The 24940-nt window shown below is 41.2% G+C and carries 24 protein-coding genes; 14 read left to right on the forward strand and 10 right to left on the reverse strand.

All coding sequences use genetic code 11. The features are described 5' to 3' along the window. Window positions 1–25: 25 nt before the first annotated feature. Together NA23_RS10360 and NA23_RS10735 are read right to left on the reverse strand one after the other, a co-directional pair. A complete protein-coding gene (locus NA23_RS10360) occupies window positions 26–229 on the reverse strand; it encodes a transposase (protein WP_236938382.1) in 204 nt (67 codons plus the stop codon). A gap of 272 nt (window positions 230–501) precedes the next feature. Next, window positions 502–927, reverse strand: coding sequence for an IS1/IS1595 family N-terminal zinc-binding domain-containing protein (locus tag NA23_RS10735; RefSeq protein ID WP_427854517.1), 426 nt, complete (start codon window positions 925–927; stop codon window positions 502–504). 123 nt (window positions 928–1050) lie between these two features. Between NA23_RS10735 and NA23_RS10370 the strand changes: the two genes are divergently transcribed. Next, entirely contained in the window at window positions 1051–3921 is a 2871-nt protein-coding gene (locus tag NA23_RS10370; protein ID WP_033191606.1) for a tetratricopeptide repeat protein, read from the forward strand. 115 nt (window positions 3922–4036) lie between these two features. On the opposite strand, the gene NA23_RS10375 is transcribed toward NA23_RS10370, so the two are convergent. Beyond that, a complete protein-coding gene (locus NA23_RS10375; protein WP_033191605.1) occupies window positions 4037–5533 on the reverse strand; it encodes a dynamin family protein in 1497 nt (498 codons plus the stop codon). 344 nt (window positions 5534–5877) lie between these two features. Here NA23_RS10375 and NA23_RS10380 point away from each other — a divergent pair, with 344 nt between their 5' ends. Continuing rightward, complete coding sequence (locus tag NA23_RS10380; protein ID WP_052107130.1) at window positions 5878–6510, forward strand: tetratricopeptide repeat protein; 633 nt, start codon at window positions 5878–5880, stop codon at window positions 6508–6510. Window positions 6511–6736: 226 nt separating this feature from the next. Here the strand turns inward: NA23_RS10380 and pdxT are convergent, their stop codons facing one another. From pdxT to NA23_RS10410, 6 genes are all read right to left on the reverse strand, one after another. After that, window positions 6737–7312, reverse strand: coding sequence for a pyridoxal 5'-phosphate synthase glutaminase subunit PdxT (pdxT, locus tag NA23_RS10385; protein WP_033191604.1), 576 nt, complete (start codon window positions 7310–7312; stop codon window positions 6737–6739). A gap of 3 nt (window positions 7313–7315) precedes the next feature. Further along, window positions 7316–8191, reverse strand: coding sequence for a pyridoxal 5'-phosphate synthase lyase subunit PdxS (gene pdxS / locus NA23_RS10390; RefSeq protein WP_033191603.1), 876 nt, complete (start codon window positions 8189–8191; stop codon window positions 7316–7318). A gap of 83 nt (window positions 8192–8274) precedes the next feature. Beyond that, window positions 8275–9939 (reverse strand): acyl-CoA mutase large subunit family protein, encoded by a 1665-nt coding sequence (locus NA23_RS10395; RefSeq protein ID WP_033191602.1) that lies wholly within the window; start codon window positions 9937–9939, stop codon window positions 8275–8277. Between the two features lie 55 nt (window positions 9940–9994). Next, window positions 9995–10294: a flagellar protein FliT gene (gene fliT, locus NA23_RS10400; RefSeq protein ID WP_033191601.1), complete on the reverse strand. Its 300-nt coding sequence runs from the start codon at window positions 10292–10294 to the stop codon at window positions 9995–9997. A 20-nt stretch (window positions 10295–10314) separates the two neighbouring features. Further along, the gene (folK, locus tag NA23_RS10405; protein WP_033191600.1) at window positions 10315–11133 is read right to left on the reverse strand and encodes a 2-amino-4-hydroxy-6-hydroxymethyldihydropteridine diphosphokinase; all 819 of its coding nucleotides are present in this window, start codon (window positions 11131–11133) and stop codon (window positions 10315–10317) included. Further along, window positions 11130–12506 carry a pyruvate carboxylase subunit B gene (locus tag NA23_RS10410; RefSeq protein WP_033192563.1) on the reverse strand — a complete coding sequence of 459 codons (1377 nt, stop codon included), beginning with the start codon at window positions 12504–12506 and terminating at the stop codon, window positions 11130–11132. The genes folK and NA23_RS10410 overlap by 4 nt, the downstream gene beginning before the upstream one ends. Window positions 12507–12711: 205 nt before the next feature. Here NA23_RS10410 and NA23_RS10415 point away from each other — a divergent pair, with 205 nt between their 5' ends. The 5 genes from NA23_RS10415 to NA23_RS10435 are packed head-to-tail and all read left to right on the forward strand — an operon-like array spanning window position 12712 to window position 18348. Beyond that, on the forward strand, window positions 12712–13260 hold the full coding sequence (locus NA23_RS10415; RefSeq protein ID WP_249477074.1) for a hypothetical protein: 549 nt from the start codon (window positions 12712–12714) through the stop codon (window positions 13258–13260). A 3-nt stretch (window positions 13261–13263) separates the two neighbouring features. Continuing rightward, window positions 13264–14535 (forward strand): nucleotidyltransferase, encoded by a 1272-nt coding sequence (locus tag NA23_RS10420; protein WP_033191598.1) that lies wholly within the window; start codon window positions 13264–13266, stop codon window positions 14533–14535. Between the two features lie 41 nt (window positions 14536–14576). Continuing rightward, window positions 14577–17366 carry a transcription-repair coupling factor gene (mfd, locus tag NA23_RS10425; protein WP_084384101.1) on the forward strand — a complete coding sequence of 930 codons (2790 nt, stop codon included), beginning with the start codon at window positions 14577–14579 and terminating at the stop codon, window positions 17364–17366. 3 nt (window positions 17367–17369) lie between these two features. Then, window positions 17370–18071, forward strand: a complete 702-nt coding sequence (locus tag NA23_RS10430; RefSeq protein ID WP_033191596.1) for a hypothetical protein — start codon at window positions 17370–17372, stop codon at window positions 18069–18071. Continuing rightward, a complete protein-coding gene (locus tag NA23_RS10435; RefSeq protein ID WP_052107129.1) occupies window positions 18055–18348 on the forward strand; it encodes an EscU/YscU/HrcU family type III secretion system export apparatus switch protein in 294 nt (97 codons plus the stop codon). Before NA23_RS10430 ends, NA23_RS10435 begins: the two co-directional genes overlap by 17 nt. Before the next feature lie 18 nt (window positions 18349–18366). Here the strand turns inward: NA23_RS10435 and NA23_RS10440 are convergent, their stop codons facing one another. Beyond that, window positions 18367–19566 carry an IS110 family RNA-guided transposase gene (locus NA23_RS10440; protein WP_236938321.1) on the reverse strand — a complete coding sequence of 400 codons (1200 nt, stop codon included), beginning with the start codon at window positions 19564–19566 and terminating at the stop codon, window positions 18367–18369. Between the two features lie 214 nt (window positions 19567–19780). On the opposite strand from NA23_RS10440, the gene NA23_RS10445 reads away from it, so the two are divergent. The 7 genes from NA23_RS10445 to NA23_RS10475 are packed head-to-tail and all read left to right on the forward strand — an operon-like array spanning window position 19781 to window position 24925. Further along, a complete protein-coding gene (locus NA23_RS10445) occupies window positions 19781–20761 on the forward strand; it encodes a T9SS type B sorting domain-containing protein (protein WP_052107128.1) in 981 nt (326 codons plus the stop codon). Between the two features lie 39 nt (window positions 20762–20800). Further along, the gene (gene prfB / locus NA23_RS10450) at window positions 20801–21910 is read left to right on the forward strand and encodes a peptide chain release factor 2 (RefSeq protein WP_033191595.1); all 1110 of its coding nucleotides are present in this window, start codon (window positions 20801–20803) and stop codon (window positions 21908–21910) included. 42 nt (window positions 21911–21952) lie between these two features. Then, window positions 21953–22765, forward strand: a complete 813-nt coding sequence (gene minD / locus NA23_RS10455; protein WP_033191594.1) for a septum site-determining protein MinD — start codon at window positions 21953–21955, stop codon at window positions 22763–22765. A gap of 5 nt (window positions 22766–22770) precedes the next feature. Next, window positions 22771–23046: a trigger factor gene (locus NA23_RS10460; RefSeq protein WP_014452511.1), complete on the forward strand. Its 276-nt coding sequence runs from the start codon at window positions 22771–22773 to the stop codon at window positions 23044–23046. 33 nt (window positions 23047–23079) lie between these two features. Then, window positions 23080–23802 (forward strand): hypothetical protein, encoded by a 723-nt coding sequence (locus tag NA23_RS10465; protein ID WP_033191593.1) that lies wholly within the window; start codon window positions 23080–23082, stop codon window positions 23800–23802. A 48-nt stretch (window positions 23803–23850) separates the two neighbouring features. Next, on the forward strand, window positions 23851–24120 hold the full coding sequence (locus tag NA23_RS10470; RefSeq protein ID WP_033191592.1) for a hypothetical protein: 270 nt from the start codon (window positions 23851–23853) through the stop codon (window positions 24118–24120). Next, window positions 24110–24925 carry a class I SAM-dependent methyltransferase gene (locus NA23_RS10475; protein WP_052107127.1) on the forward strand — a complete coding sequence of 272 codons (816 nt, stop codon included), beginning with the start codon at window positions 24110–24112 and terminating at the stop codon, window positions 24923–24925. Before NA23_RS10470 ends, NA23_RS10475 begins: the two co-directional genes overlap by 11 nt. The last annotated feature ends 15 nt before the right edge of the window (window positions 24926–24940 follow it).

Here is a 24940-nt window from a genome sequence, read left to right on the forward strand (position 1 = left end):
GTAGTAGCAAAAAGTTCAGATGCTGTTAACTTGTAGTGATGGAAGACAATAGAACACAGATAACACGTGCAATATCATTCCCGTTCAGTTTCAAGAGATTTCTCACTACACAAAAACTGTTTACGTACATTGGAAGATTGTCAATATTCTTAAATCCACGCTTGGCTCGTACAAAGTCTTGGAATAACGAAAACTTCGATTCACATTGATTGTTTTGCCCAAGTCTCACAACAGTATGATTGATATTTATAGTATCTTCACTGCACTACACCAAGTCCATCAGTAATTAGTTCGATTGTTCTTTCGTTGTTGCCAAAGAACTTCTCTAACAATATCTTAACTTGACCCAAACATACTTAGACACATGCCAAGCAACAATAAGATTTGAATCGTGCTCAACTAAGAACCAAACGTAGTACTTTTTGGATTTAAACAAAACAATTTTCACCATGAACTTTGAAGACGTTCTCAGCAGCGAGGATGGAAAAGAAAGAAGATAACTTAAGGATCCAAAATAGCGGCATGAGATACATTGATATTGAGTGAGTCTCTGAGAGAACGCAAGGACAAATTGGCTTTGAAGTACAAAACGAAAGCCTTGAGAACGATGAAAATAGGGAAACGGAAGAATTTGAAGGAATCGAGTGGAAGAAGAACAGGCTGAGGTAAGTTGGTAAGGATTCTATCTTTGGTATGGCAAGGTTTACAACGGAAGACGACGAAGGCGTGACGAATTTTGTAGATTTCCATGGTTTTGCCGCACTTAGGGCATTTAGGATAAGGGAAAGGGAAGAGCTTATGCTTTTGGCAGTGAGTAAGTTTGAAGGAGCGTTTGCAGAAATACTGTTGATTGTGGAACTTATCATGACCGTTTTTGTAGGTGTTTGTTGAACCACATTTGGGGCAGGAAGGTTTTTGGTTTTGCATGATGGGATACCTCCTTTTGAAGATTATTGAGGGGGGTGTCCCCTTCTTAAAGAATAATGCGGATTTTGGAAATTTTCAATACTTTTGGTTAACAGCATCAAAGTTCACAAGGGGGGTTTCCAAATGGGGACTTTTGGAAAAAGAGTTTTACAATGGGTCGAAGAAGGTGATAAATTTTATAACCAAGGAGACTATAAGCGTGCATTGGAGTGTTATGACCAAGCATTAGAAATTGATCCTAAATGTGATTACGCATGGAACAAAAAAGGTAACGTATTAAGCGCTTTGGGCCGGTATGAAGAAGCGCTGAAATGTCACGAGCAAGCAATAAGGATTGATTCAAAACCTGCTTTTCGTTGGAGTGATAAAGGGTATACGTTATACCAGTTGGGTAGGTATCGTGAAGCTCTGGATTGCTACAACCAAGCATTAAAACATAATCCAAACCATAATTATGCGTGGAAGGGAAAGGGCGATGTACTGTATGCTTTAGGCAGGTATGAGGAGGCACTGGGATGCTATGACAAAGTATTAGAGATTGATCCAAAAGATGCGGTCGTATGGAGCAACAAGGGAAATACACTGTACAAATTAGGCAGATACCAAGAGGCATTGAAGTGTTACGATAAAGCATTGGAGATAAATCCAAAAGATGCAGTCGTGTGGAGTAACAAGGGGGATACGCTGTACAAATTAGGTAGATACCAAGACGCTGTGAAATGTTATGACCAGGCTCTAATAATAGATCCGAATTATGTACCGGGATTGAATGGGAAAAAGAATGTCTTGGGTACTTTGGTAAGCCAGGGTGAAAAACTTTACGAATTAGCCAGATATGAAGGCGCGACAGAATGCTTCAACAAAGTTTTGGAATCCGATCTTTGTGATGTAAATTCATGGTGTGGGGAAGGTTATGCATTAATTGAATTAGAAAACTATGAAAAAGCTTTGGAATGCTTCAATCAAGCATTAAAAATCAACCCAAAGGTTACTTCCGCTTGGAATGGCAAAGGTAAGGTATTTTACAAGCTAGGCAAATTCAACGAATCCCTTGAATCATACAACAAAGCTTTGAAAATCGAACCAAAAAATGCAGATGCTCTCATCGGCAAAGGTAGAGTGCTTGGTAAGTTAAGAAAATACGATGAAGCACTTAACTGTTTCGAACAAGCCCTCGAACTCGAGCCTGAGAGTCTCGACGCACTGGAAGCCAAAGGATTATTCTTGAATGACTTTGGGAAGTACAACGAAGCTATTGTGTATTTCGATAGAGTCTTAAACTCCGAGGAAAGGTTCGATTCTTTGGTAGGTAAAGCAAATGCACTCTTTTCATTAGGAAGATATGAGGAAGCATTAAGGTATTACAACAAATCATTACAACTCAGACAAGACGATACCATTTTGAGAAATATGTGCAAGAGTTTTTACTACCTGCAAATGTACGATAAAGCAGTTGAGATGTGCGATAAGCTCCCGGCTAAAAATGCTGAGTATAAGGACATTTTGCTGATCAGATGCAAGTCATTGTACAATACAACAAGATACGATGAGGCACGGAAATACTCGTTAGTATTCTTAGAGATATCTCCAGAGATAGAGGAAGTTATCTTGCTGAATGGGAACATTCTGCAAGCAATCGGGAAAGAGAAGGAAGCGATGGAGTTCTACAACGTAGTTTTGAGTTTGAATCCAAGCAACGTAGAAGCGTTGGTCAACAAAGGGGAAATTTTGGTAAGGCAAAAAGAACACCAATCAGCACTTGAATGTTTTGAGAAAGCACTAAGGATGGACTCGTTAAATGAGAAAGCCAAGGAAGGGAAAAAGAAGGTGCTGTACACTCTTGGCAATCAGAAATTAGACTTAGGGAAGATAGAAGAGGCAAAGGTATATTTTGAAGAGTTGTTGAAGTATGACGCAAATGATGTAAGGGGATTGATAGGGAAAGCGAAGGTTTTGCACAAGAAAGGTGAGTACGAAAGAGCGATGGAGGAATACGAGAAGGTGTTGAAGGTAGATTCAAGAAATTGGGAAGCGCTGGTAGGCAAGTGTAAAGTGCAAGAACAGTTAGGTGAGTATGAGAAAGCACTGGAAGGATACGATAGAGTACTTAGTTACGGAGTGGAGAATGAAGAAGTGTTGAGAGGGAAAGCTTCGATTTTAATGAAGATGAAGAGGATAGAAGAAGGGCGAAAGGTATACGAGAGGTTAGTAAACGGTAGAACACCGAAAGTGCAAGACATACTTACATATGCTGAATTGTTGATAAAAGAAGGAAAAAAGGATGAAGCAAAGCAACTGATGGAGAGAATAAAAGAAAAGGAAGAAGAGAGAAATTGGGAAACAGAGTACAAGAAAGCAAGGATAATGAGGGAGATAGGTGAATATGAAGAAGCAGAGAAGCTTTTAAAAGAAGGGATGGTACTTTTAGAAGGAAAGCAGAAGGTATTGGCATATCGCGAGCTGGGAGAGTTAATGAAAGAGTTAGGTAGAATAGAAGAAGGGCTAATGTACTACGAAGAGGGGATAGAGATAAATGAGAAAGACTTAGGTTGTTGGAAAGGTAAAGCGAAATTGTTAAGGAAAGCGGGAAGATATGAAGAAGCCTTGAAATGCTATGAGAAGATATTGAAGATGGAACCAGGAGATCAAGAAGCGGAAAAGGGAAGAGGTTTAATGTTGCTAAAATTGGGGAGGACAGAGGAAGGAATGAGAGTGATAGATGCGTATTTGAAAAGAATACCAAAGGATAAGGAATGTTTGAAGGAGAAGGCAAGGATATACATAGAGAGAGAAGCATATGTAGAGGCGTTAGAGAGTTTAAATGAGATAGGAGAGATTGAGGAATACGAGGTTTTGGTGTTGAGGGGGAAGGTGATGATAGGATTGGGAGCGATAGGTAAGGGGAAGGAGTTGTTGATAAAAGCATTAGAAATGAGATCAGAAGATGATGAACTGAGAACTTATATAAAAGACGTCGAGAGAAATGAGTTTTAAGTTAAATGGATGAAGTAAAAAGATGACTTTTTGTGCAAACTATTTTCGCCTTTTCTTTTTAGGCGATTTTTTTGTGCTTGGTGTTATTCCAAAAGCCATGCCGGTAAAGAGAGTTCTATTGTGCTAAGATGCTTTCAAATACTTTATCTGCTGCTCTTATGAGCTTTCTTTCTAACTCATCCAATTCATCGAGGAGTTTTTTGAGAGATTGTTCTTTCTTGGTTATTTCCTTTATCATGTTACTCAATTTGACTTGACTTTTAGGATTTATCGAGCACTTTGAAATTAGAGACGACAAGTCTTCTTTCTGTTTCTCACTCTCTTTGAGGTCGTTTTTGAGCGCATTTCGATACATAGAGGTCACGTCCTTTAATCTGTTAATGATGTCGTTTCTTTTGTCAAAAGAAACTTTGTTCATCTCTTCAAGGAATTCAAATAATGAGACATTCACGAAGGAATATTCGTGACCTTGAATCGAACTGTAAGCACTGATACCTGCGTAGTCAAAGCCTTCGGAATCCAAAACGCTTTTGATTTCATCCAGTATCGATTCTAAATCCCTTTGTGATCGCAAATCCGCTTTATTGGCGATTACGAAAATATTCTTGTCTTCCAAATTTAGTTGGTGTAAGAATTCCACATCGGAATTCGTTAAAGTTCCTGACGAGTCCAATCCAACCATCCAGATGAGGCAGCTGGATTGTACGAGGTACTCGATAGCAACGTCTCGGTCGGTGATGGTTGAAGCACCGATGTAAGCAGGATTGTAACCCGGTGTATCGACAAAGCAAATCGAATCGAAACCACCTCTCAGTCGTGTCTTTATTGTTATGAACGACAAGATATTCTTCATGTTAAATCCAAAAGTCTTTAGATAGTCGTGTGTCAGCATATTTAGTAACTCTTCGTCCAAACTAAGAGCTCCACCTCTTGTGGAAAATGCATCGATGCTTTCTTCATAGCTCGATACCACGTACGTAGGTATTGCTGTTACTGGGTTGATACCAACAGGAAGGCGTATTTTCTTATTTTCAATAAAGCTATTGATGAATTCTGACTTCCCGCTGCTGAAACTACCACCGACAGAAATTATGTTTCTCTTAAAAAGCACTGGGAACTTCGCTATGTTTCTCAGCTCATCGTAAATCCCTTGCATCACTGCTATGGCAAAAGCTTCTTCTGTAAGAGATGACTCTCTATTAGCAAAATCTATGAACTTATCAAAAGCTCTCTCAAAATCAATAATAACATTGCTTTCGGAAGCGTCCCAGTCCAAAAGCTTTCTGACCGTTTCGAATTTTAGTTTAGTGTGCTTGAGTTCTCTCTCTAAAGATTTATTGCGTGCTTCAATGTCGGCAAGCTGCTTTTCTAAAGTGCTTATCTTCTGTTCGTATTTACTTAGAGTTTCGTTTTGATTTTCTTTTTCCTTAAGAAGCTGATTTATCAAAATTTCTTTCTTACGCTTTTCCCCTACCAAACGCTCGACGTATTCCAAAAGCTTTTCGTTCCCCCGTTTCAACTTTTTGATGATTTCGTCCTTGTCAAGATTAGCTGCTTTTTGACTTCTATTTTCTTGTGATGAAATATCCGTTTCAATTCTTTTCTCATCCATATCCCCGTAGCACCAAGCTTTCGAACAAAAGCTAGGGTGCTCAGTCCTCCCCCTTCGAAAAGATTGTAACGTTATTCAAATACGATTATATCACCGACACTATGGTCGATGCAAGCAAAAACAGAATATTTTGAGAGTTGGGGTGCTAAAACATTTATATTCAGAGATAAATTTATATTAAGAAAAACAACGTATTTTAATGTCGGAGTATAAAATGATTTTCGCTCGTTTGTTGATTGAAATTCAAACACTTCATTGTCATCTTACACTTTATGTTGCTCGAATTAGAATTTAAGAATGCGATTTTGAAAATGCTGGGGAAGTAAAAGAAAGGGGGATTTTCGGTGGATATTTTTGGAAACAGCGCAGGATATTTTCTAAACATGGGAAATCTTTTCTACGAAGAAGGCAGGTACGAAGAAGCGCTCCAGTGTTATGAGCAAGCTTTGAGAATTGCCCCTTACTTTGCTGCAGCGTGGTACAATAAAGGCCATTTACTGAAACAGTTAGGCTGGTATCAAGGAGCTATCCAATGTTACGGCGAGGTGTTGAGAATAGACCCATATTTCATTGATGCTTTCATCAATAAAGGCAATGCGTTGAAACAGTTAGGTAGGTACGAAGAAGCTATCCGTTGCTACGATGAAGCACTGCGAATTGATCCCAATCACTCAAGAGCATGGTATAACAAAGGTAACGCGATGTTGCAGATAGGTAGGTATGAAGAAGCTCTAAGATGTTATGACCAAGCTTTGAAAAACAATCCAAGTTATCTAGATGCCTGGAATAACAAGGGCGTCGTTTTGCAACAGTTAGGTAGGTACGAGGAAGCCCTCAAATGTTATGATGAATTGTTGAGACTTAACCCAAGTTACATCCGGGCTTGGTATAATAAAGGCAGTGTATTACAGCTATTAGGAAGGCATGAAGAAGCTCAGCAGTGCTTTGACCGTGCACGGGGATTTAATAACTTCTAAAATTAGCGATAAATTTCTCTTCGATCATTTCAGCCCGTGCTTATGTTTTGTATTTAGTATTGTCACCAAGCGCAAGTATGCTTAACTGAGCAATGAATAGCTTAGACCTATAAAACGCTACGACAGAATACCGGAATTTGATATATGTTAGAGTTTAAATAAAACAGATGTTGAACCTTACATGGATAAAAAGCCAGACGCCGTTTTGAGCGGCGTCTGGTTTGGTTTATTTCTTATATTCTTTCACCATCTCCACAAAATATTCGTGTATCCTTGTGTCATCTGTCAATTCAGGATGGAATGATGTGACGAGTACGTTATTTTGTCTGAGCATGACCGGATGGTTGTCTAAGAACGCGAGTGTTTCTACCCCTTCACCCCAAGCTTCAACACGTGGTGCGCGGATGAATATGGCTTTGAATGGTTTGTCGAAGCCTTTGATTTCGATGAACTCGTCAAAACTATCAACTTGTCTTCCGTAAGCGTTCCTTCGCACCTTAATGTCAATAACCCCCAACGACTCTTGCGGGTAATTCTCGATTTCTTTTGCAAGGACAATAAGCCCTGCACAAGTTCCGTACACAGGAAATCCGTTGAGTATTTTCTCTTTCAACGCATCAAAGAGTCCTATTCGTTTCATAATGCGTATCATCGTTGTGGATTCTCCACCGGGGATAATCAGTCCATCGACTTTTTCCAAGTCTTCAGGAGTTCTTACTACGTAGGTCTGTATTCCGAGTTTTTCTATCATCCACTTGTGTTCTCTGAAATCACCTTGTATTCCCGAAACGCCAATTACCATTTTTCACCAACCTCTCTCTTGCAGTCGCACTTCGAGCGTCTCAATTTCCAAACCTTCCATCGGTTCACCGATGTCTTCGGAGATTTTCAAGAGCATCTCTGGGTCGTTCCAGTACGTGACTGCCATTACGATGGCCTTTGCCATCTTCATCGGGTCTTTTGATTTGAAGATACCACTACCTACGAAGACACCATCTGCTCCAAGCATCATCATCAGTGCAGCATCAGCTGGTGTTGCGATTCCGCCAGCCGCAAAGTTAACAACTGGGAGTCTGCCGAGTTCCTTGACTTGTTGAACGAGTTCCACAGGAGCACCTATCTCTTTCGCGTAGGTGACTATCTCTTCGTATGGCATGTTCTGGACTTTTCTGATTTCAGACATAACGGTTCTCATGTGTTTTACAGCTTCAACCACATTTCCTGTGCCTGCTTCACCTTTTGTCCTTATCATCGCGGCACCTTCTGCAATCCTTCTGAGAGCTTCACCGAGGTTCCTCGCACCGCAGACAAAAGGAACTTTGAATTCGTGCTTGTTTATGTGATACTTGTCATCAGCTGGTGTGAGAACTTCCGATTCATCGATGAAGTCTACGCCAAGTGCTTCAAGAATGCGAGCTTCTGCAATGTGTCCGATTCTGACTTTCGCCATCACCGGAATCGATACTGCTTCCATTATCTCTTTTATCTTCGCAATACTTGCCATCCTTGCGACTCCACCAGCTTTTCTTATATCCGCTGGAACTCTTTCAAGTGCCATAACTGCTACAGCACCGGCTTCTTCTGCTATCTTGGCTTGTTCAGCCGTTGTGACGTCCATGATAACGCCACCTTTGAACATTTCGGCAAAGCCCTTCTTAATTTCCCATGTACCTTTTTCCATATATACCATCCTCCCTTCAATATTCTCCACTGCTCTCTGTGTCAAGTATATTTAACTACAGTACTTTTACATTTTCAAGAGTGTCAGATTATAACCGTCTCGGTGTATTCACCAAATACTTCCCTCAGTGCGTTGCTGATTTCTCCAACTGTTGCGTAAGCTTTAACTGCTTCGAGTACGTACGGGAAGAGGTTTTCATCTGTTGCCGCAACTTCTTTGATTTTGTTGAGTAGCTTGTTTACTTTTTCGTTGTCTCTTCTTTCTTTGAGCTTTTTCAACCTTTCTTTCTGTTTCTTTTCGAGTTCTGGGTCAACTTTGAGAATCTGAGTTTGTTTTACATCCTCTTCTACTTGGAATTTGTTAACACCGACGATTATCTCTTCGCCTTTTTCAACAGCGAGCTGGTGTTTGTAAGCGCTTTCGTGAATTTCTTTTTGGATATAACCAGATTCTATGGCCTTTATCATACCGCCCATCTGATCGATCTTTTCAATGTACTCCATCGCGCGTTTTTCGATTTCGTTTGTCATGGCTTCTACCACGTACGAACCACCGAATGGATCTATCGTATCGGCAACACCGGATTCGTAGGCTATTATCTGCTGCGTTCTCAGTGCGATTCTTGCCGATTCTTCCGTTGGCAAGCCAAGTGCTTCGTCGTAGCTGTTAGTATGGAGCGATTGTGTGCCACCAAGTACGGCGGCGAGTGCTTGAATTGTAACGCGGATGATGTTGTTGAGTGGCTGTTGAGCTGTCAATGTGGAACCACCGGTCTGTGTGTGGAACCTGAGTTTCAACGCTTCTGGATCTGTTACGCCGAATCTGTTCTTCATTATCTTTGCCCAGAGTCGTCTTGCCGCACGGAACTTTGCGATCTCTTCTAAGAAGTTGTTGTGCGCTGCGAAGAAGAACGAAAGTCTTTTACCAAAGACGTTTGGATCGAGTCCTTTCTTTATCGCAGCTTCAACGTACGCAATTCCATCGGCAAGTGTGAATGCAACTTCTTGAACTGCCGTTGAACCGGCTTCTCTGATGTGGTATCCGCTGATACTTATTGGGTTCCATTTCGGCATGTACTTCGAACAGTACTCGAATATGTCCGTGATGAGTCGCATGGAAGGTTCGGGTGGATAAATGTAGGTTCCGCGTGCAATGTATTCTTTCAATATGTCGTTTTGAATTGTTCCGCTGAGTTTGTCTTGTGAAACGCCTTGCTTTTCTGCAACGGCGATGTACATAGCAAGAAGGATCATCGCGGTGCTGTTGATGGTCATGGATGTGCTGACTTGGTCAAGTGGTATGCCATCAAATAAGATTTCCATATCTTCGAGTGAATCTATGGCAACTCCAACCCTTCCAACTTCACCTTCCGCCATTGGGTCATCTGAATCATAACCGATTTGTGTTGGGAGGTCGAAAGCAACGGAGAGCCCTGTTTGACCTTGTTGCAAGAGGTATTTGTACCTTTTGTTTGATTCTTCAGCTGTTCCAAATCCTGCGTATTGACGCATTGTCCAAAATCTTGCACGGTACATTGTGGGTTGTACTCCACGCGTGAATGGGTAGTCTCCAGGGAAGCCTAAGTCGTCAACGTAATCTAGATGCTCGATATCTTCTGGTGTGTAAACACGTTTGATTTCATAGCCAGATGTGGACATGAACGGAGATTTCCTTTCCGGAACTTTGGCTATCGACTTCGCAACAACTTCTTCGTATTTCGCTTTCGCCTTCTGGAATCTTTCATCCATCTGTCTTCTCCCCCTTCGCTCCAAAATAACTCAGTCTTGCGCATTATTTAATCCTTCATCCTTGCCTGTCAATCTCTTGTCCTTTGCTTTCCGTTTGAATATACGACTGCACCATCTTTTTGCCTGTTTCAGTTTTCAGTGCAGTCTCTTTGAATTCTTTCATCTTCTCTTCAAGTACTTTCATGCGTTGTTGGTCGCGCTCGTAAATTTCCTTTAGCTCGCTTTCGGTGAGTTTTGTAAGCAGTTTTTCGCGTTCTTCAAGTAATTGATTGAGTTTTTCGTAGTCTTCATTCTCTATGGCTTCATCGATTTCCTTCTCAATAGTTAATATATCACGCTCAATTTGATTTTCCATGGTCAATCACTCCAAACTTGCTAGCTTTTAGACTTTGACGCTTTGTTTTCTAATTCATCGAGGATTTCTCTTACAGTTTTCAGAGAAACAGGATGCACAAAATTCGGTGCTAATTCATACATCGGTTTCACAAAGAATATTCTATTCTCAAAATCGTAATGCGGAACGGTTAGTACATCACTCTTGATAACCAAATTCCCGTAGAACAAAATATCCAAATCGATGATCCTTGGCCCCCATTTTTCGATGCGCACTCTTCCCATTTCTCTTTCTATTCTGAGTAGTTCATTTAAAAGCTCGTCTGGTGCAAAGTTGCTTTCTATTTCCACGACACAATTCAAGAAAGAAGGTTGATCTGTTTTTCCGTAAGCTTCTGTTTCGATAATACTCGATACGGAAAGTACTTTTGATATTTCGCTTAGTTTTTCGATAGTCTTTTGTATGTTTTCTTCACGATTTCCCAAGTTTGTTCCAATACCTAAGAACACTTTACCGTGCAATTTCTCAAGTACAACAGTTGCGAATGCGAACGAATCGTGCGATAGTGAGGCATGAATGTAGTTGTAAAGACCGTTTCTTGATGGCTTATAGCGGTGATGCATTGCGTAAAGACTACCGTCAATTCTGTTTAAGAAAGAAATATCCTGAAACGAGTTTCCCGATAAACCTCTCAAGAGTGCTTTGAAGTAACTTTCTTTTAGTGCGAACCTGCCTGCGACGTATTCTTTAGTTATCTTCCCACCTTTATTTTTTCTTTCTTCTTCGGTAAGTATCCGTCTTTGGAGTTTTTCATCGACTCTGGAGATATCGACGATGTCGTTGCCCAGACCTATTATCAAATCGGGTAGCCTCCTTCGTACTCGTTAACGATAGACCAGTCAACGCAGATCTTCTCATCGTAGCGCTTTTTTAGGTACTGCTTTCCGACCTCACCCAAGATTGCGTAAATGAGCAAATCTTCATCAGTTGAAGCTAAAAGACCTATTTCTTTTTTTCTCTTTTCGAGTTCTGGTTCGATGTAATCTGCAGGTCTACCCTCTATCGGTTTTTCGTCACCCAGAATTTTTTTAACCAACTCTTCATCAATTGGTGCAGGTGGTCTTCCATAAAGGCCTTTTACGTAGTCTTTGACTTCCCTTGTGACTTTTGCATACCGTTCACCCGTTAACACGTTGAGTACTGCTTGCACACCGACGATCTGGCTTGTTGGTGTAACCAACGGAGGATAGCCAAGGTCTTTTCTCACGCGCGGGATCTCTTCAAGAACAGCGTCGAGTTTGTTGAGCATCTTTTGTTCGGCAAGTTGTTTAACAAGGTTAGAATACATTCCACCCGGAACTTGCGAGGTAATTATCCTGTGGTCTATACTGTACATCTTAACATCGTACTCTTCGTATCCCTTTCTTACCTCGGCAAGATACTTCACGATCCTGTCAACCTTTTTCCAGTCTATCTCTGGTAACGATTTGTATTCATTCCATGAGTAATAAATCGGTTCGAATGCGGGTTGGCTCGTTGTCATTGCAAACGGTGAAAATGCAGTATCAAGAATATCCACACCGGCTTCAATAGCGGCCAAGTACGCAAGTTCACCAAGTCCTGCTGTAGCGTGTGAATGTACTTCGACGGGCAAATCGAACTTTGATTTCAAGTTCTTGACCAGTTCTGCGGCAACCTTTGGTGTGAGCAGACCTGCCATGTCTTTTATACACAAAGAATGAACACCGCGTTCGACAAGCTGCTTGGCGTAGTTCATGTAGTACTCGATGGTATGAACTGGACTGACGGTATACGATATTGCACCTTGAACATGCGCACCGCACTTCAAGGCAACCTCTATGCTCTTTTCCAAATTTCTTATATCGTTCAGCGCATCGAATATCCTGATTACCTGTACTCCGTTTTCAACTGTCTTTTTAACAAACAGTTCCACAACATCGTCCGCGTAGTGTCTGTAACCAACGAGGTTTTGTCCACGCAAAAGCATCTGGACTTTGGCGTTTTTCAGTTTTGACCTAATCTGCCTCAGTCGTTCCCATGGGTCTTCGTCCAAATATCTCACGCATACATCAAACGTTGCCCCACCCCAGACTTCAAGAGCTTGGAACCCCATACTGTCTACTTCTTCTATTATCCCAAGTATATCCCTTGTTCTCATTCTTGTGGCGATTAACGATTGGTGTCCGTCACGGAAAGTGGTATCTGTGAACATATTAAGCTGTGCCAATTTGATCACCTCTTTTTTAATGCTGTTTTCAAAAATAATTATAGCACCTTTGTGAAAAGTATAAAGTCGTATATCGTAAAGCAAACAAGAGAAAAGTAGCGCATCAGCTATATTGGTTATGATAGACCACACTGTGAAAATCTGGTATAATTTAAAGGAAAAGAGTGTATCCTAAAAGGAGGTCAGGAGGATGGGTCAGGAAAATTATGGTACAAATATCCAAAGGGAACATCATTCAAGACATTCAGCTCAAAGTTCTCGAATTTTCGGTAAAAGGGAATCAAAATTACCAAAGTGGGAGTTTTATTTTGTCATCTTGGTTGGGTTTATAACCTTTGTATTTGGATTTATCTCCACAGCCGTTTATTTTGCCGTGATGTACATCTCTCCTATCGTTTCAAATCTCACGGGCTTTACTTTTTTGGAGTCAAGGTTTTTGTTTTTCACTTTGGCGATGCTGACGTTAAGCGGTTTCTTGCTGGCGGTTTATCCTTATTCAAAGGCTCTTGATGGAAATTCTTCTTTGTTTATAATCCTTTCGTTTATTGCATCAGGTATAGCACTGGGAGTTCAGGTTTACAAATTAGCGTTCAACGGACCTACCTGGATTGGGCTGGATCTACTTGGTGAACATGGTAATACTGTCGAGATGATGTACTTGGGTGCGGTGTACTTTGTGTACAATTTGATATTGTTCGTCTTGATATACACAATAATGAAAAAGGAGTTCGAAGAATAAGTTATGAGGGTGCTTGGGATAGTAGTTGAGTACAACCCATTTCATTACGGGCATTTGCACCATTTGAGAGAGTCTATAAGGCTTGTTAAGCCTGACTACGTTGTTGCAGTGATGAGTGGGAATTTTTGCCAACGCGGTGAACCTGCTATCGTAAACAAATATGCACGTACGAAGATAGCGCTGCTCAACGGAGTGGACCTTGTTTTGGAACTCCCAACGGTTTACGCTATTCAAGATGCCGGTGGATTCGCTGTAGGATCCATTGGTGTGCTGCACAAGACCGGGGTTGTTACAGATATCGTTTTTGGTAGTGAAAGCGGGGATATTGATTTTTTAAAGAGGGTTGCGCACACACTCGTCAACCAAACGCCGGAATTTCAAGCTGAATTCAAAAAGCAGTTGAAGATGGGATTTTCGTATCCTAATGCCAGAAAATATGCACTTATGGGCACATTAAGCGATGATGTAGCTAAGCTTTCAAAATCAAACGATATTCTGGGAATTGAGTACATAAAAGCACTGATGCAATACAAAAGCGAGATAGAGCCACACGTAATCAAAAGGGTCGGAGCGGATTATAACGACCCGGAATTCAAGGGAAGGTTATCCTCTGCAACGGCGATCAGGAAAGTTGTTAAGGCAGGGCAATTTGAAACGATAAGAGAAGCTGTTCCTCCTGCAACTTACGAGGTACTGAGGGAAGAGTTTGAGAAAGGAAGAGGACCTGTATTTTGGGAATATTTGGAGTTTGTTATAGCGGTGTTCAGAAAGATGAAGAGGGAAGAGTTTGAAAAAATTTACAGTTTCAACGAAGGGCTTGACTTGAGGTTTTGGGAAGCTGCCAGACAGACAGGGGATCTACAGCAGTTCGTTGAGTTAGTAAAAGCCAAGAGGTTCACCTATTCGAGGATTAGACGTGCGATTTTGCATGTGCTATTCGATTTGGAAAAAGAAAAAATGGAAAAGTCCAACACTTTGGGACCTCAGTATTTGAGAATTTTGGGATTCAACACTAAGGGAAGAGAACTGCTTAGAGAGATAAAGAAGAAATCATCCGTTCCTCTGATTGCAACAGCGTCGCTTTACAAACAAGTTCTTGAAGATGTCGAAAAGCAGCAAGCCGAAGGGAAACGCGAATGGCAGGTAGATGGTGATTTATACATCTGGCAGTTTGAAAAAGATGTCTTGGCAAGTGATATATACAGTTTTCTTTATCCAAACAAGTCGGTTCGCTCAGCTGGTATGGATTTTGAACAGCAACCTGTTATGTTATAGTGAAGCCCGACTCGATTACAATACGTCAAGTACGGAGGTGTTTGATTAATAAAGCGATGAATGAAATTGTTATAGTTCCAACCGAAAAAGATTGTGAAATAGAAGGGTATTATTATATACCAGATTACGATGTGCTCCCTTACGAAAACCTGAGCCCTTCATGGTATGTTAGGTCTCGGCGTATATTTGCACTTCACCTTGCAATTCAAGGAAAGTTAAAAGGCGTCTGCACACTACGTTCCCTTTTACACTTTGTGATGCCACCAAATGTTTTGAAAGAAAATACACATCTACTTAAAGTTGGGGACAGACTTTCCGAACCTGAGAAACTCTTTGCAAAGCTCGGGTATGAGAGGGTTTTCAATGTCCGTGAAGGCGGAACGTTTTCGGTAAGGGGAGAGATAATAGACTATTTCGGACCAGACGGCTTACCTGTCAGGCTGGAGCTTTTTGGTAACGTCATCGAAGACATTCGAAAGTTCAACCTAAAGACACAGCGAAGTGAAGAAAGTTTAGAAAGTGCCATTTTATTGCCAGCACGGGAATTTGTACTTAACGGCGAGTATTTCAAATCGGCTGGCGAGATAATTTTGGAGCCAATAGAAAACCAGCTCACTGGCAAGTTTGTGAGTGGAACGTTTTTAGATTACGATGTTGAATTGTACGTAAAAGACAGAAAGAGCGTCATCGAGCACTTTACTCGATTTGAGCGTGAACTACGTAAGTCGATGGAAGAGATGGGGCAAGATGACAAGCTAAGGGATTACAAACGCTTTGGGATAATAGACTACGACCTAGTTTTATCGAAGGCGAAAGAACTACCTATTGAAAAGGCTCAGTTTGTTGTAAGAAAGCCTCAGGAAGAGGAATACATACCATCAGAACCTGTAATCTCAGAGGATGAACTGCAGGTAGGCGATATTGTTGTCCACAAGAAATACGGTATTGCGAGGTTCAACGAAATTAAAAAAGTCGATGTGAACGGTGTACAACGTGAGTTTTTGGTGTTGAACTTTGCCGATTCTGTTCTGTACGTACCTATCGAAAGGATAGACTTGGTAGAAAAGTACGTTGGCGATGAGGTAAATGTAAAGCTTGACTCACTTAAGAAAGGTACTTGGTCGCGAAAGGTTGAGAAGGCGAAGAAAAATATAGAAGAGCTTGTTCGAGATCTTGTCTTGATATACCACGCGCGGAGTAGTGTTAGAGGCTTGTCATTGCCAGGAGATGCCGACCTTGAGGAAGAGTTTGCCAAGACCTTTCCGTTTGTTGAAACACCCGACCAGCTGAACGCAATCAGCGAAGTACTTGAAGACTTGGCGAGCGAAAAGCCGATGGACCGACTGCTTGTTGGAGATGCAGGTTATGGGAAAACGGAAGTGGCCATAAGAGCGATATTCAGAACAATCGTCTCCGGTAAGCAAGCGGTACTCCTTGCTCCAACGACGATCTTGGCAAAGCAACACTACGATAATCTCGTGGCAAGGTTTAAACCATTTGGAATAAACGTTGCACTGCTGAATAGGTTCTCAACGAAAAAAGAACGCGAAGAAATTTTAGAAGGTGTAGAATCAGGAAAAATAGACTTGCTTGTCGGAACACACAGCGTACTGCGCGATGTGAAATTCGCAGATTTGGGACTGGTTGTTATCGATGAAGAGCAGAAATTTGGAGTAGAGCAGAAAGAAAAATTCAAGAAACTGAGGGTAAATGTGAATGTTCTTTCCATGAGTGCCACACCTATTCCGAGAACATTGAACATGGCACTTTCGAGTTTGAAGGACCTATCTGAAATTAAAACGCCTCCGTTAGGAAGAAAGGAAATTCAAGTGCACATAGGTCCATTTGATGAAAGGATTATAAGGCTTGCGATATTGAGGGAGATAGGTCGAGGTGGGCAGGTCATATACGTTCACAACCGCGTGAACTCTATATATGGGGTTTACGAAAGGTTAAAAGAGTTGGTTCCGGAAGCGAATATTGTAATCGCTCATGGACAGCAACCAAAGAGCGAAATGAAGAGAGCGATAGATGCGTTTTACCACAAGCACGCGGATGTACTTCTTTGTACTACGATAGTTGAAAATGGTGTAGACGTACCTGACGCAAATACGCTTATCGTCGACGATGCCCATAGATATGGACTTGCACAGTTGTACCAGCTACGTGGCCGGGTCGGCAGAAGCGACAAGATAGCTTTTGCCTATTTCTTCCATGGAAGAAATGTGAACGATAAAGTGTTGGAAAGACTTTATGCGATAAAATCTTACCAGGGTCCTGGAAGTGGTATGAAAATCGCAATGAAGGATATGGAAATCAGGGGCGTGGGCGCTATTTTCGGTGTCGAGCAGCACGGGTATGTCAACGACCTCGGGCTCAAGTATTACCTTGACTTACTTAATGAAGCGGTCATGGAATACACAGGACAAGTGCAGAGCAAAATCGATACGGAACTTGAAGGTATTCCAGGAAGCATCGTGATACCGGAGTTTTACATATACGACCCGTTCGAGCGCATGAGATTCTACAGAAGGATAGCGTCAGCGATCAGTGAACAAGAAATACTCGACATTCACGAAGAACTTGTCGACAGGTTTGGTAAGATGCCAGAAAGTGTAGAAAATCTGCTGAAATATGCACTATTGCGTATAATACTATGGAAAAGAAACGTTGCAAAAGCTACGATATCGGATGTCGGCCTGGTTGTCAAATTCAAAAGTGGAAAGTTTGAAGAAATATCTCCAAGTTATATATACAACGAGAAAGAAGATGTCTACATCTTTTTCGTTAACTTGGATGAACTTATAGAACAATCAAAGGTGGTTGTCTGAAGCGTGAAGATTTTTGGTTTTGTCGTGGAGTCGTATGGAAAGTACGTGAAGGTAAAGACATCGGACGGTGAATATATAATAAAGAGCGAAAAGAAGGCACCGAAAGAGGGTACTAAGATTGAGCTGAAAGATTTCGGGGTGGGTGATTACTTAGCAAAGGTCTTGGCGAAAAAGCCTTACAACTTTCGAGATTTGCCAAGTGTTAGGTTTGTTCAACTCGCAGAAGAACTCGTCAACGATTTGGAATTCTCAGCTAAAGAACGACTCATTGTTGCAATTGCGCTGTTCTTAGAGGAGGTTTCTAAACGAAGGGAAATGGACAAGTCTATGCTTCAAAAACTTAAGATGGCTTTGAAAAAAACACGCTCTCTGAATGTGGAATCATCAGACGATAAGACAAAAGAAAATGAGAAACAGCAAGACCTGGCAGGCTTTTTAAATTACTTGAACGTTTTATCCGGGAAGTATGGTCTAATTGTTGATGAAGGAGTTGTTTTTCTTGACAGGGAAGGTGGAACTTTCGAGGTCTTTCTCAAGAATAACCGTATTTACGGAATTATTCAGGAAAGTACCTTAAGTTCGAGCGTAACGTTATTTTTTGAAAAGGTTCCAGAGAACATACTTGAGTTGGAGAAACGTCTGAAGGATAATTTTAACGTTGTATCGATAAAGCTCGAGGCGATGCGTGATGGAACGTACGTATGAAAGTGATAGGTACGATACAGATTGCACAACGAAATTGGCTGTAGCTCTGAGATACAAGCCGGGCGAAGATTACGTACCTTTTGTAGTGGCAAAAGGCAAGTGTCATTTGGCTGAGATGATAGTCAAGAGAGCACAAGAAAGCAATGTCCCGATAGTGAAGTCTGAAGAGCTGGTGAGAGAACTTTTCAAACTCGATGTGCTGGAGCCAATACCATCAAAACTCTACGTTGCCGTTGCAGAAGTACTTGCGTTCATTCAGCTCGGGCTTAACAAGTAATTAAATTTAAGGAGTCAACTATGCAAAATTAAATTTTTGTTTTGAGTGTGAGATAGCATAATCAATATTGAACTTCTCTTTCTTTCTCAACATTGCGTACAACGTTCGCAATAACTTGTGTACTACTGACATTATCGCTTTTTTGTACGGTATACCTTGCTGCCTTTTTCGTTCATAGTATGTTCGGAAATATTCGTTGTGAATCACTACACTCACTGCCATTAGCCATAGTATTCGTCTTAGGTGGGCATTGCCCCTTTTCGATATGTGTCCTTCTACTTTGCTTTTGCCTGATTGGGCAATGCTTGGATCGAGTCCACAATACGCAATGAGTTTTTTGTATGTACTAAATCTTGAGATATCTCCAACTTCTGCCAAGAAATGCATCGCGCTGTTTTCACCAATACCTGGTATTGACGTGAGTATCTCGATATCAAGGTTTATCGCACTACATTCGCAATATTCTTTCATCATCTTGTCGTATTCTTCAAGCTGTTGCTGTAAAAATTGTAGTTCTTTGATATTTTGCACAAGAATCTTTTCTTTCATCGGCCAATATTGAGCAATCGAGTTATTAGCGAGTTCTTTAAGTTTTTGAGCATTAAGTTTTGTACTTCTGCCACGGTCTTTGGAAAAGAACACATCCAGATTACGAGCCTTTTGAATAGCCTTGGCAGAAGGGAAATGAGAAAGAAGATTGAGGATAGTGTCACTGTAGATATTGGTAACTCTTTCGAGTTCAGGGAAAAGAACGTTGAGCAGTTTTTCGATATTGTCTTTAACTTTTGCGATGCGGTGGATAATGTTTTCGCGTGCTCTGACAATATCACGAAGCTCAGAGTTGACAAAAGCAGAAGAAGGAATTTGATGTTGTAGGTAAAACAAAGCAGTAGCGATAATGCGAGCATCGATTTTGTCGGTTTTGGTCTTTCGAAGAGAAGCAAAGTTTTTAACAGTTAGAGGATTAAAAACAGCGCAAGCAAAGTCGTTGGAAGAAAGGAAAGCCAGAAGGTTGAGATGATAACAGCCAGTAGATTCCATAGCGATGATGATGGATTGTTTTGGGAAGGCAGAGAGTTTGTTTGCGAAGGAGGAAAAGCCTTGCTGGGACATATCGAAAGAAGATTCGAAGATGATGGAACTGGGATTAGAGATAGCGCAGACGTTGAACTTATCCTTGGAAACATCGATGCCGACGAAAACAGGGAAGTTATCCATGAAAAATCCTCCTTTCGAATGATGAGGGCAGGGAGCCTGCTGAACCAATCCTCCATGCTGACGAGGGCTGAAAGCCCAACCAACTAATCATGGTTAAAGGCAGGCAACAGACTCCTTAAATGGCTTAAAAGCCAAGGTGACATAAGTTGTCCTGCCCTCAATTTTTTTAAGCTAAATTATTTATACCATATTTTTATGTAGGAGGTGGATTTCTATGAGCAAAATTTTTAAGTACCTATCTCGTGCACCGATATTCGGATTGGTATTATTTGTCATTCTGACGACAGTGACGACAATCTCGGCATTTGCTGAGTTCTCATTCCAAATAATCATCGGCATCGGTAATGTGCCCAATATCTCCATAAATGATTTGCCCGATTACTCGGTATTACTCTACACGGACGAACCATTCGCTGCTGTCTACATCGATGGAAAATATGCTGGGAATACCGACAGTTTCGGTAGAATAGTGGTAAGATTTGACGCGGAGGGTTACCATTCGGTTTGGATACTCACATCGAATAAATACGCAATGTATGACAGAATCGTATTCTATGTAGAAAAACAGCCAAAGATAGTTTATATCCCATCTACCCGCTTGGGAGAAGTTACGGTTTTCTCCAACGTCTACCCTGTCTATGTTTACTCTTCCAAAGGCGTGCTCTACGGTGTTGTGAAAAAAGACGGCGAAAAGGTCTTGGCACCAGTTGGTCTTCAAGAGTTAGTCTTTTCTTCTCCAGGGTTTGAGGACATAAGGCAAAATCTCAATATCCAGTACGGTAAAGAAGTACCCGTTTGGTTGAAGTTCAGTCCTCTTCCGTTCAACTTAGAACTTGTTGTGTCGGAGAAGTTTTCACCGAATGGTGATTGGAACGAGGACGAGTGCGTTATTAAGATATACTCATCAAGACCGGCAAGTGGAAGTATTCAAATTATCAATTCTTCTGGTATAATTGTCTATGAAAAGCCTTTGAAAATCGATGCCGGGACAACACAACTCAAATGGGATGGAAAAGGTTATCCGGACGGTGTTTACACCGTCAGAGTTTTGTTATCGGATGGTTTGACAACTATTCAAAAAGAAGCGAAGACGGTTTTAGACACTTCCGTTTACACGTACGCAAAAGAAATCACAATAGCGTTTATTCTTCTTTTTACAGGCCTCATAACTTATCTGGCTTTGACTGGTAAATAATTTAAATTAGAATAAATAGAGACAGAGAGGTGTCTAAGAGTGATAACGTACGAACAGAAACAACGAATCGAAGAACTTAAGAAGAAGTTTGATGATATCATCGAAGTGTTCCATCCCGAGGACAAGAAGGTAAGGCTAAGAGAACTCGAGGAAGAAAGTTTGAAACCTGACTTTTGGAGCGATCAGAAAAGGGCTCAGCAAGTGAACAGGGAAATACAAAGGACAAGGAAGATCATTGAGGATATGGAGCGTATCAAATCACTGTTCGAAGACATAGAAGTTGGTATCGAACTTGCTGAGGAAGACCCATCGATGCAAGAGCATCTTGAGGAGATCATCGAGGAAGTCGCAAAAAAGATTAGGGAATTCGAACTTGAGCTAATACTCAACGGTAAGTTCGACTCATCGAACGCGTACCTTTCTATCCATCCAGGTGCTGGTGGAACGGAATCGCAGGACTGGGCTTCGATGCTTTTGCGTATGTACATGCGTTGGGCGGAAAGAAAAGGATTCGATGTCGAGATAGTTGATTACCAAGAAGGTGAAGAGGCGGGAATAAAAAGTGCGACGTTATACATCAAAGGTGACTTTGCTTATGGATACTTAAAGTACGAAAGAGGAGTGCACAGACTTGTAAGAATATCTCCGTTTGATGCGAATAAAAGAAGGCACACATCCTTTGCTTCCGTTAACGTGCTCCCGGAAATAGAGGACGACATAGATATTGAAATTAGACCGGAGGATTTGAGGATAGACACCTACAGGGCTAGTGGTGCTGGTGGTCAGTACGTTAATAAAACGGAGTCTGCTATAAGAATTACCCACTTGCCAACAGGTATCGTTGTAACGTGTCAGACGGAAAGGTCACAGCTTCAAAACAGGGAAACGGCTATGAAGATGTTGAAGGCAAGATTATACCAGCTTGAGTTGGAAAAGAGAAGAAAGCAGATAGAACAGATCCAAGGCGAGTTGAAAGACATCAGCTGGGGCAACCAGATTAGGTCCTATGTCTTCCAGCCTTACACGATGGTGAAAGACCACAGAACAGAAGTTGAAACGGGAAACATAGAAGCGGTGATGGATGGGGACATAGATATGTTCATAGAAGCTGAGCTTGTTTACTACGCAAAATTAGGTTTGAACGAATAGTGCGGTGTTTTTGCTTTTAACAAGACTAAAGGGGTGGGGTATGTGAACAGACCAAAGGTGTTTGTCGTGACGTCTGGAAAGGGCGGTGTGGGTAAGACAACCTTCACCGCTAATCTTGGCTGCACTTTGGCCAAGATGGGGGAACGCGTGTGCTTGATCGATGCTGACATAGGCTTGAAAAATTTGGACGTGGTCCTGGGGTTGGAGAACAGAATCATTTACACGTCTTTCGACGTTGTAAATGGTACAGTTTCAGCAAAAGAGGCCCTTGTTAAACACAAACAGCTGAAAAATCTTTACTTGCTGGCCGCCTCGCAGGTTGCTACAAAAGAGATGATGTCACCGGAAGATATGAAACGAATAGTTCAAGAACTATACGATGATTTTGATTTCATACTAATCGACTCTCCTGCAGGCATCGAACGTGGTTTCAGGAATTCCGTTGCGCCAGCAGAAGCTGCGTTTATTGTCACGACACCGGAACTACCGGCGATTTCCGATGCGGACAGAGTTATCGGTTTACTCGAAAACTACGGTTTTAGCGAAGACAAGATGTACATTGTGTTGAACAAATTCAAGCCCCACATGGCGAAACGTGGCGATATGCTTGATAAGACAGATGTTGAAAAGGCGTTGGCGATGAGAATAATAGGAGTTATCCCCGATTCGGAAGAGGTTATAATAGCCACAAACAAAGGTATTCCAGCTGTGCTTGAAGATGGTGTCGTTATCGGGAAAAGTTTTGAAAATATTGTAAAAAGAATCAAGGGGGAAGAGGTACCTATAGAAGAAGACCTCAAGGGTACCTCCAAAGGGTTATTATCTTCTTTACTCTCCGTGTTTAAGAAGAGGTGATTGTGATGTGGATTATCGACATATTCAGAAAGAAAAAACACAAGAATACAAAATCACCGAAAGAGGAAGCTGCTGAGAGGCTGGAAACAATGCTTACCAGAAGACGAGAAATAGTCAAAATGATACCCGTGGAAGAGTTCGAGGCAAATTCAGAAGAGATTAAGTATGCTGTTATTGAGACCATTTCAAGAAAGTTCAACATACCACCGGAAAAGGTGAAGGTGGACTATCATGAGCAGAATGGTTATATCGTAATTGTGACGAACGTCAATTTCAAGTAAAATAGAAATCCGCTGTAAGAGAGGCGAAGGCATTTGAAAAAGGTTGTAATCACCTTGGTTATGGTAGCACTGACTTTGCTTTTATCCAGCTGTGCATTCTTGCTTAGTAATGTTCTCTCAGGAACAGGTAAAACAATCTATACTTTTTATTTCTACATGAATGGGCTCCCAGATGAAGTCATGCGAGTCCTTGAAGATGTGAATAGGGCTGCCAGTATTGGTATTGTCTCGTTTACTCATGAAGCAACTGTAACAATCGATAGCCCTTTTGGAATGTTGAGGACGTCTACAAACATCTTTGGTGTTATGATTGACAAATATGAAATAGCGTCAACACGCAAAGATAGCTTAACTTTCTCATCAAACCTAGTGCTAAGTTACTCAACCGATACAACGTTGCCTGCCACTACCGTTGCGATAGTCTTTCCAAGCAAAACCTACAACGTACAAGGTGCTGATGAATTCTACGTTGTTTATGATTTCACTTCGGACGGTTCGGATGTTAAATTCATCAAAAAGTCAGAGGGATATATATTTGAGATCCGTACTAAATCCCGTGAGTTTGTGGAAGTGTACGATGTATATGCAAGAAAGACTTACAGACTGTTCACCGAAAGTGTCTCAGGAGTGTACAAGGCATTTTTTATTGCTGAGAAAAATAAGTACTACACTATCAAAGCTGTCGAATCTGTACAGCAAAAAGATGTTTATAGTTTTCCAGAGAAAGATGGAGAGATTGTTGATTTCACAGGCTGAACTTAGTTTCTCAAGTTTTTCATCCGTCTACTTAAGAGGTGTCTGCGTTTGAAGGTAGAAAGAAAAAAGCGGAAGGAAGATAATATTCTTCTTGTACTTCTTATTGTAATCTTCATCGTCTTCTTAGCGTATTTCCTAACTAGTTTTCTGCGGTACATCATGCTCTCCAAAGAGCTCAAAGAATTAAAACAGGCTTATGAAACGGAGAAGCAACAGATTTTGGATAAAGAATCAACACTTCAGAAATTGAAACGTTTGGCGGAAGAAAATGATACCGCGAACACTAAGGAGGCAAGTGGAATAACAAATGGTCAATGAAATCAGAAGTACGAGCCAAAAAGAGATAGGTGTTGTCGTCACCACTTCCCACAATCCGTCCAAAGAAGCTGTTGAGCTGGCGAAGAAGCTCTCTCAAAATTTCAAAGTTCCTTATTACAATCGCCGCCACCTATCTGAAAGGGTGAAAACCGGAGAGATAAAGATTTACTACGTTGTTGACAACAACCTACAGCTTTCCGTAATTGCTCCAGCTGGAAGATTGTTCTTCCATCCTGGAATGGCCAAGATACGGATGGAAAACTATAAGAGAGATGGCAGGGACTTACTTTTAGAAGCGTTGAGGCCTTCTTATGAAGATATCATCTACGATGCAACCTTTGGTTTAGGTATGGATGCGGTGTTTATGGCACATTTTGTCAAGCAAGTTATTGGAACGGAAGTATCGGTTCACATATACCGCGTTGTCTCCTATGGGTTGAGTAACTATAAATCAAAGGAGGAATGGATAAACGAAGCTGTAAAGAAGATAGTTCTGTTCAACGATGATATGAAAGATTTTATAAAAAGGCAGCCTGACAAATCTTTTGATATAGTTTACTGCGACCCGATGTTTGAAAACCCAGTTTATGAAAGTTCGGCCCTTAATCCCCTAAGACCTCTTGCAAGTTATGATACGATAGATACAGAAATTGTTGAAGAGATGATAAGAATTGCAAGAAAAAGGGTAGTCATCAAGACGCTCATAAAAGATAGCCTTTTGGAAAGGCTTTCTGTAAAGTTTGATAGAGTAATTACCAGTAAAAGAAGCGGGCTTATCTACGCATGTGTGGATTTAGATAGGTAGTCGATTAATGTTTGA

Origin of the sequence: Fervidobacterium islandicum (assembly GCF_000767275.3) — a bacterium.
Lineage (GTDB): Bacteria > Thermotogota > Thermotogae > Thermotogales > Fervidobacteriaceae > Fervidobacterium > Fervidobacterium islandicum.